Here is an 8,182-nt window from a genome sequence, read left to right on the forward strand (position 1 = left end):
GAGCAATTTACCATTGAATTATTGCACGAGATTATTTCAAAAAAATATAGTAACTTTGCGCGCTATTGCACGAGCGTGAAGACCAATCCCGTTCATTATTATTAACAACAACCAAACATGGCTAACGAAATTACTGTAGCAGAAAAGCTCAAAACGCTGTATCAGCTCCAACTCATCGACGCTCAAATTGGTGAAATTGAGGTGTTGAAGGGCGAATTGCCCATGGAAGTTAGTGACCTGGAGGATGATATTGCCGGTTTGGAGACCCGTTTGGAAAAAACGGTAAACAACGTCAAAGAACTACAAGCTGTTGTTGCGCGCTTCGCGACCAATATCAAAGAGGCGGAAGCATTGAAGGTCAAATACAAAACGCAACTCGACAACGTAAAGAACAATCGCGAATACGAAGCATTGACCAAGGAATTGGAAATGCAGGATTTGGATATTCAATTGGCGGAAAAGCGCATCAAGCAGGCTAAAATGGACGTGGCCAAGCAAGAAGAAAGCCAAGCCAATACTGAAGAACGCCTGGCTAAAAAGAAAAAAGACCTCGAAGCCAAGCAAATAGAGCTGAACGAGATCATTTCCAAAACGGAGAACGAAGAACGTGCCCTGCGCGCTGAATCGGATGCTGCCCGCGAACACATCGAGGAGCGTCTGATCAAGGCTTATGACAAAATCCGTTCTTCTTACCGCAATGGTTTGGCGGTGGTTACCATTCAACGCGATTCTTGTGGAGGTTGCTTCAACAAGATTCCACCACAAGTACAGCTGGAAATTTCCATGCGCAAAAAAATCATCGCTTGTGAGCACTGCGGCCGTATCCTCGTGGATGACTACATCCTGACTGGAGACAAAATCGCTGAGCATCAGGCTGAATTTGGATAGGCTTTTTGAAAGCCATTTAAAAATGGGAAGAGGGATACAAATTTGCTTTGTATCCCTCTTTTTTGTACTACTAGAGAATCCTTAAGTGCCTTCGGTTTCGTGGGTGGTGAAAGGAAAAACCTGCGGAGCAGGATATATTTTCACCACCTAAGAAACCGAAGGCACTTAAGCATCACCTAAAGACTACTCCGAGATCATCACCGACATCAACTCCTCAATCTCCTCCGCTTCCACCGGAATACCCGCCATCAAATCCAGTGGCCCATTCTCCGTAACCAGGATGTCATTTTCAATCCGAACCCCCAACTTTTCATCGCGGATGTAAATGCCCGGCTCACAAGTGAAAACCATTCCTTCCTGAATCGGGACATAACGATCGGCAAGATCATGCACATCCATCCCCAAATGGTGAGAAGTACCGTGCATAAAGTACTGCTTGTACAGGGGTAACTCAGGGTTTTGCTGCTCAATTTCTTTGCGGCTCAATAATTTGAGGTCAATGAGGGAACTTTCCATCATTTTGACCACCTCCTTGCTGTATTCCTCCAGCGTGGTGCCAGGTACAAGCAATTGTTGGGCCTCTCGCATGATCTGTAACACCGCGTCGTATACGCTGCGTTGGCGTTTGCTGAATTGGCCACTCACCGGAATGGTCCGAGTGAGGTCGGAGGCGTAATGCCCATATTCAGCTCCAAAATCCATCAGGAGGACTTCCCCGGACTTACACTCCTGGTTATTGTGGGTATAGTGCAACACACAACTGTTGGCCCCGGAAGCAATAATGGGATCGTAGGCGTGTCCGGATGCGCGATTGCGAATGAACTCGTGGGTAATTTCGGCTTCGATTTCGTATTCCATTACCCCGGGCCGCACAAATTCGAGCACACGTTTGAACGCTTTGCCAGTAATCCCGATGGCCTGTTGAATCAGTTCCACCTCGGCCTCCTGCTTGTTCATCATCAGTTTTTTGAGGATGGGCTGGGCGCGGTGGTACTTGTGCGCAGGGTAACGCTCCATGACGTCGCGAGCCAGCCGCATGTTGCGGGTAGGCAATTCGGGGATAAAACGGTCGTGCTCCTCGGTGTTGATGTAAATGCGCTTGGCCAGCAGGATCAATTCATGCAAAATAGGGGCCATCTCATCCAACCAATACACTTTTTGAATGCCAGAAACTTCGCGGGCTTTTTCTTTGCTGTATTTTTCTCCTTCCCAAATGGCAATGTAATCGCTGGTGCGTTTTACAAATGCCACTTCCTGAAATCCCTCCTTAATACAATCCGGAAACAAGACCACCACGGTTTCTTCCTGATCCAATCCACTGAGGTAAAACAAGCCCGAATTCTGTCGAAAGGGGAAAAAGGTATCTCCGCTGCGTGGCATCAAATCGTTGGAATAAAAGATTGCCAACGATTCGGGCTGCATCTTGCGCATGAAACGCTTGCGGTTGTTGACAAAAAAGTCCGGGTTGATCGGATCGTATTTCATGGTCGCTTTCCTTTTAAACAAGCCCTAAATTATAAAAGATATTGGATTGCTAGCAAAGGAATTGGGGCTTTTGCTGGAAAAGCGATGATTTTTTACTTCAGCCGCCGCAGAAAGCAAAAAAAAGAAATAAATACCAGCGATGGTTTATTTCCGGTACATCTTGAGTTTAAGCAGCCCTACCCGACTCAAAAAATGCCCAATCGACACCCGCAATACCCCCAATCCGTACTTCATACTTCGCCGGAAATTGATCGAAGAAGCCTCTTCAAAATACTTGGTTGGACAGGTCACTTCGGCAATGTCGAAGCCCGCGTAAACGATTTGAGAAAGCATTTCATTGTCAAAAACGAAGTCGTCCGAGTTTTGCTCAAAATTGATGCCTTCCAGCACTTGGCGACTAAAAGCGCGATATCCGGTGTGGTATTCGGAGAGTTTGTAGTTGATGAGCAGGTTTTGGGAAAAAGTCAAAAAGCGGTTGGCAATGTATTTGTACATCGGCATCCCCCCCTTGAGTGCACCCATGCCCAGGATGCGGGAGCCCAACACCACCGGGTACAACTCTTCCCCAATGATGTTGACCATCGAAGGGATCAACAAAGGCGTGTACTGATAATCCGGGTGCAGCATGATGATAATGTCGCCACCCAATTCTAGGGCCTTGTTGTAGAGGCTTTTTTGATTGCCCCCGTAACCCTTGTTCTTTTCGTGTTTGATCACGTGATTGATGCCAATGCTGCGGGCCAGGTCGGCAGTATTGTCTTTACTGGCATCGTCGCAAAGAATGACCTCATCTACCAGGTCAAATGGGATTTCCTGATAGGTTTTTTGCAGGGTGCGGGCGGCGTTGTAAGCCGGCAGGACGACGATGACTTTTTTGCCTTTGTACATGCTTGCTTGGATTTCGGGGGCGAAGATAGGGAATGAAACCCGAAATTCAGGGAGCCTCAAACTTTAAATTTAGGCTTAGCATTTTTCGATTTTGTAGTTTGGCATTTTTGGGACAATTGGACGATTGGCTCCTTGGAAGTTTATTGATCGACTGATTAAACCTTTGAGGATTAAAGATTTGTTTGTCTGCGGGTCAATATTTGATACAAAAAACAATTGAACTCGTTTAAATTTTTGATCGAAAATGTCCTTAAACTCATTGGCCATGAAATCATTGAGACAGGTTTCAAATTTTGCCACCAGTTTATCAACTTTAAAACCTCGGGGCTTGGCCGCTTTTTTTAGTTCGATTACAAATAAAGAATATGTCCCATCTTCACACTGTTGCACAATGAGACAATCAGGAGTAGGTGGACGATTCAGTTGGATTGATCGATAATGTTCATCGATGTTTAAAATGACATAATTTTCTTTGGGAATAGATTCGTCAAAAGTGACACAAACCTCGTTTTCTTCGCATTCATCCCTTAATAATCGACTTAACAAGGGCTCTTCTTTAATCTTTTCAATCATACTGTACTATTCTGACGTTCAAGTATTTCCATACGCTCTTCGAAAAGGGCTTCGGCACTTTTGGCAAAATTAGTATCGATCATACCCTCTTCAGTAGCTTGAACTTCAGGGTTGACAATACTGCCTTTGGGTGTGTTGATTATATGGTAGATGCCAATTCTTTTTGGGTCTACTTTATGATCGAGGATCATGTTGTTGAGCTTGTTAAACATGTAATCGCTGTGGGAGGTGAGGATGAGTTTAATATTCTGATCAATTAAAGCTGCAAGGGTCTCTATAAAACGTATCTGAAGTTCGGGATGAAGATGGGTTTCTGGTTCTTCTATGATCATTAAGTTTTGGATAGAATCTCTCCAATCTGCGTCAACAACATCTTTATATTTATGATTAACAACATGCTTAAGGAACAAAACAATGGATGATAACTCTGCCACCATTGAAGAAGATTCTTCCAAAGACAAATCAAGATGCTCAGATGTTTTAGCGTTGTAAAATATCTTATTACGATCTTTATCAAACCTCACCTTGCCCTTCAAAATGTCATGTTCTATATTTTTGATTGACAAATCTAGCCCTTGGTTCTCATTTGAAGGGTTCAATGTGGACAAATCAATAAAGTAGTCGCCTATATGATCAGGCAAAGAAGGAATTTGAATTGTTCGATTTGGCAGCGAATTCCGATTCTGGGAAAGTTGCAACATAATTGGGACAAGGCTATTCAGTCCAGTATACAAACCAGATCTTGAAGACGGCAAAAAAGTATATTGGTATGATCTAAATGCCGTTGCTATTTGAAATGTTACAATTTTTAGACACTCATCAAGGAAGCGAAAACGCTCAATCGAGAAACCTTCCTCAAAGTTTGAATTTGGAATTGTTTTCCATTTATGCTCACCAATATAGAAACTGATATTGGTCTGATTCTCTTTTTTAATGGTAAAGTTATTTCTAAGTTCAATTGATGACAATAATGGCACCCCATTATCATCCGAATCGATCATAATTCGAAATTCAGGCCCCTGAATTAATACTGAATAATTTTCCTTAGAATAATTATTAATGAGTTTATCCAGACTAGTAAAGGTATTAGAAAATGAATTTTTTAAACTTTTAATGAATGAGTTAGATAGAGCCTTAGAGAGGTGTTCAACTATTATATCATTAAGCAAAATTTCATCATCAGAAACATCAAGAGTAGTATTAACTGAGAGGCGAATATTTTCAACATCTTGAGCTGAATTCCACATATTCTTCAACACACAATACAAACAATAACACGCATACGATTTCCCCACCCCATTCTCCCCAATGATGAAATGCAAGTCCTTATTCAAATCAAAGGTAAAAGACTCAATTGGCCCAAAATTTTTGATTTCTACGATCATCTGCCAAAATTATAAGGAACGATTAAAGAAACTCAAGATAACAAAAATAGCCCATACCTACTTAGGATGCAAGACTTCCGGCTTTTTACTACCTTGCCCTGCGTTTTTAATTCAAGTGAACCTTATGCAACCCAAACCCGTTTCCCTCTCCCGCACCACCATCACCGAACTGATGATTCCGGCGTACGCCAACTTCGGTGGCAAGATTCACGGTGGGATTTTACTCTCCCTTATGGACAAAGTAGCCTACGCCTGCGCGGCCAAACACGCGGGTGCCTACGTGGTCACGGTATCCGTAGATGGTGTGAATTTTCGGGAGCCCGTTTCGGTTGGGGAGCTGGTGTCCCTACACGCCTCGGTGAATTACGTGGGGCGTACTTCCCTGGTGGTGGGCATCCGGGTGGAATCGGAAAACGTGATCACTGGTGAAAAGAAGCACACCAATACTTCGTATTTCACCATGGTAGCCAAAGATGCCGAAGGGAAACTGTGTGTAGTCCCACCCCTGGCCCTGGAAAATGACGAAGACATCCGTCGCTGCCTGGAATCCATCAAACGCAAACGGCTCAAAGAAGCCTTTAGTGATGAGTTCGACAATGAAAAAAACCGCCTGGATTTGGAGGATAATTTGCATTTGTTGCAAAAAGAACGTGTAGAGCTACCGAAGAAAAATTGAGAAGGTTGAGGAAGGTTGAGGAAGGTTGAGAATCGCCAGTGCCTAAGTCGCTCGCGGCAGCCTCAACTTTCTCAACCTCCCTCAACCTTCTCAACCAATTAATCCCCAAAAAATGCTAAACATTTCTAAATTTTTCGTAGTCTAGGGCGCAAAATCGCCGTATGTCTGAAAACCACGCCGCCAAAAGCCACCAACTGGGCTTTTCCACCATTACCCTCATTACTGTCAGCCTCATCATTGGGCTGGGAATCTTCAAAACACCCGCCATCATTGCAGCCAATGCGGGTACCCAAACCATCTTTTTTGCCGCCTGGATCATTGGGGGCATTACGGCCCTTTGTGGGGCATTGACCTACGCCGAAATTGGAGCAAGGTACCCGGTCATGGGTGGTTTTTACCAGATTTTCAACTACGGATACCATCCTGTGGTGGGTTTTACCGTCAACATCCTGGTTCTGATTGTGAATGCGGCCAATCTGGGTGTAGTGGCCCTGATCGGGGCGGATTATCTGAGTGACCTGGTGTTTGGGCACCCCTCAGGCGTGTTGTTCAATACAGCCATGGCGACCATTGCCGTGGGCTTGTTTTATGGCGTGAATTTGTTGGGCTTAAAAACCAGCGCCCAAACCCAGAATTTTATGACCGTGTTGAAAATAGGTTTGATCTTGATCCTGATTTCAACACTATTTGCGGGAGTGGTCATTGAGCCACATGGTTACGAAAATCAACCCGTGCAAACTTTTACAGGCAACAACACTGTACTGCTTTTGCTCTTGAGCCTCATTGCAGTATCCTTCACTTATGGAGGCTACCAACAAACCTTGAATTTTGGTGCGGAAGCCAAGCCAGGCCCGGCTTTGCACAAGGGCATCATTGCGGGAACTTTGCTCGCCATTTTCCTTTATCTGGCCATCAACTACGCTTATGTCCAAGTGATTGGTTTTGAAAAAATGAAGAATGCCACAGCCATTGGCTCTCTATTGTTTGAGGCCTGGTTTGGCAAAGTTGGCGGCAAGGTGTTCGATCTGGCCATGTTTCTTTCGGTGCTCACTTATGTCAACATCATCCTGATGAGCAATCCACGGGTAATGTGCGCCATGAGTGAAGATGGGGTTTTGCCAAAAATTTTCAGTCGTCGGCATCCTCGTACGGGTGCATTGGTACCTGGGCTTACGGCTTACGCCATCCTGACCATCATCATTACCCTCATTGGCAAACAAATCGACCAAATCTTGAGCTTCACCATGTTTTTGGATAGCATCGGTATGTGTACTTCTGCTGCGACTTTGTTTATTTTGCGGCACCGAGGTGAGGGCAATGCGCGGGTGACCGGGGCTTTGGCAAAGTATACACCTTATCTAGCGGCGTTTTTTGTGCTGAGTTATGCGATGGTGGCGGTAGCAGTGGTGATTCAGAAGCCGGGGGCGGCGGGGATTGGAATGGGGTTGTTGGTTGGGCTGGGGGTTTTGTATTTTGGGGTGTTGCGGAGGCGTTCTCAGGGATGAAGTTCCCACGGATCAAGTCCCACGGATCAAGTTCCCACGACTAAAGTCATGGGTTCTTTTTTGGGATTGCCTCCCACGGATAAATCCGTGGGCTGGCGGAGGGCTTGGAGGAATGAAAAGCCAACACACCCACACTCACACGATCACACACACACCCATTCTTGCGGATAAATCCGTGGGCTGGCGAGGTAGATCGGGGAAGGAAGGCCCACACTCACCTAAATAAGTGTCTTTGATTTTGTATAACATAGTGGGGTAAGTGGTGATCTCAGGCGTGCGCGTCACACCCACACCATCACACCCACACCCACACCCATTCTCATGGAACTTTCATTTATACTCAACGAACTTGGCGAAAACCGCGCAGACTACTTCAACGCCATTGCGCCACCCATCATCCAAACCAGCAATTTTCAGGTGCGGAAGGTGGATGAATTGCGCGATTTGTTTGCTGACGAATCGAGTGGTTATTTGTACAGCCGGGGCATCAACCCTACAGTAGATATTTTGCGGGAAAAATTGGCAGCCCTGGACCGGGCCGAAGATGCGCTGGTTTTCAACAGCGGCGCAGCAGCAATTTTCGCCGCGGTGCTCGCCAACATCCAGGCAGATGAGCACATTGTGAGTGTCAATAAGCCCTACACCTGGGCGCAACGCATGTTTGACAACATCCTGCCCCGTTTCAATGTCGATACCACTTACGTCGATGGCACCCTTTTGGAAAACTTTTCCGAGGCCATCCGCCCCAATACCCGGATCATTTACCTGGAGAGCCCCAATAG

The 8,182-nt window shown here is 45.5% G+C and carries 8 protein-coding genes; 4 read left to right on the forward strand and 4 right to left on the reverse strand.

What is annotated here, in order from left to right; all coding sequences use genetic code 11:
- The first annotated feature begins 117 nt into the window (after nucleotides 1-117).
- Complete coding sequence (locus SFV55_RS14495) at nucleotides 118-888, forward strand: zinc ribbon domain-containing protein (RefSeq protein WP_320030233.1); 771 nt, start codon at nucleotides 118-120, stop codon at nucleotides 886-888.
- A 183-nt stretch (nucleotides 889-1,071) separates the two neighbouring features.
- On the opposite strand, the gene SFV55_RS14500 is transcribed toward SFV55_RS14495, so the two are convergent.
- The 4 genes from SFV55_RS14500 to SFV55_RS14515 all read right to left on the reverse strand — a co-directional run bounded on the left by SFV55_RS14500 (nucleotide 1,072) and on the right by SFV55_RS14515 (nucleotide 5,219).
- Nucleotides 1,072-2,373 (reverse strand): aminopeptidase P N-terminal domain-containing protein, encoded by a 1,302-nt coding sequence (locus SFV55_RS14500; RefSeq protein ID WP_320030234.1) that lies wholly within the window; start codon nucleotides 2,371-2,373, stop codon nucleotides 1,072-1,074.
- Between the two features lie 144 nt (nucleotides 2,374-2,517).
- Nucleotides 2,518-3,261 (reverse strand): glycosyltransferase family 2 protein, encoded by a 744-nt coding sequence (locus tag SFV55_RS14505; RefSeq protein WP_320030235.1) that lies wholly within the window; start codon nucleotides 3,259-3,261, stop codon nucleotides 2,518-2,520.
- A gap of 75 nt (nucleotides 3,262-3,336) precedes the next feature.
- Nucleotides 3,337-3,834 (reverse strand): hypothetical protein, encoded by a 498-nt coding sequence (locus SFV55_RS14510; protein WP_320030236.1) that lies wholly within the window; start codon nucleotides 3,832-3,834, stop codon nucleotides 3,337-3,339.
- Complete coding sequence (locus SFV55_RS14515; protein WP_320030237.1) at nucleotides 3,831-5,219, reverse strand: AAA family ATPase; 1,389 nt, start codon at nucleotides 5,217-5,219, stop codon at nucleotides 3,831-3,833. The genes SFV55_RS14510 and SFV55_RS14515 overlap by 4 nt, the downstream gene beginning before the upstream one ends.
- A gap of 124 nt (nucleotides 5,220-5,343) precedes the next feature.
- On the opposite strand from SFV55_RS14515, the gene SFV55_RS14520 reads away from it, so the two are divergent.
- From SFV55_RS14520 to SFV55_RS14530, 3 genes are all read left to right on the forward strand, one after another.
- Nucleotides 5,344-5,895 carry an acyl-CoA thioesterase gene (locus SFV55_RS14520; protein ID WP_320030238.1) on the forward strand — a complete coding sequence of 184 codons (552 nt, stop codon included), beginning with the start codon at nucleotides 5,344-5,346 and terminating at the stop codon, nucleotides 5,893-5,895.
- 161 nt (nucleotides 5,896-6,056) lie between these two features.
- Nucleotides 6,057-7,400, forward strand: coding sequence for an APC family permease (locus SFV55_RS14525; protein ID WP_320030239.1), 1,344 nt, complete (start codon nucleotides 6,057-6,059; stop codon nucleotides 7,398-7,400).
- 321 nt (nucleotides 7,401-7,721) lie between these two features.
- On the forward strand, nucleotides 7,722-8,182 hold a 461-nt coding region (locus tag SFV55_RS14530), incomplete at its 3' end, for a PLP-dependent transferase (RefSeq protein ID WP_320030240.1).

This window comes from Haliscomenobacter sp. (assembly GCF_033763495.1).
GTDB lineage: Bacteria > Bacteroidota > Bacteroidia > Chitinophagales > Saprospiraceae > Haliscomenobacter.

Coding starts and splice junctions, on each gene's coding strand:
- SFV55_RS14495 (WP_320030233.1), top strand. CDS start 118: ATGGCTAACGAAATTACTGTAGCAGAAAAGCTCAAAACGCTGTATCAG.
- SFV55_RS14500 (WP_320030234.1), bottom strand. CDS start 2,373: ATGAAATACGATCCGATCAACCCGGACTTTTTTGTCAACAACCGCAAG.
- SFV55_RS14505 (WP_320030235.1), bottom strand. CDS start 3,261: ATGTACAAAGGCAAAAAAGTCATCGTCGTCCTGCCGGCTTACAACGCC.
- SFV55_RS14510 (WP_320030236.1), bottom strand. CDS start 3,834: ATGATTGAAAAGATTAAAGAAGAGCCCTTGTTAAGTCGATTATTAAGG.
- SFV55_RS14515 (WP_320030237.1), bottom strand. CDS start 5,219: ATGATCGTAGAAATCAAAAATTTTGGGCCAATTGAGTCTTTTACCTTT.
- SFV55_RS14520 (WP_320030238.1), top strand. CDS start 5,344: ATGCAACCCAAACCCGTTTCCCTCTCCCGCACCACCATCACCGAACTG.
- SFV55_RS14525 (WP_320030239.1), top strand. CDS start 6,057: ATGTCTGAAAACCACGCCGCCAAAAGCCACCAACTGGGCTTTTCCACC.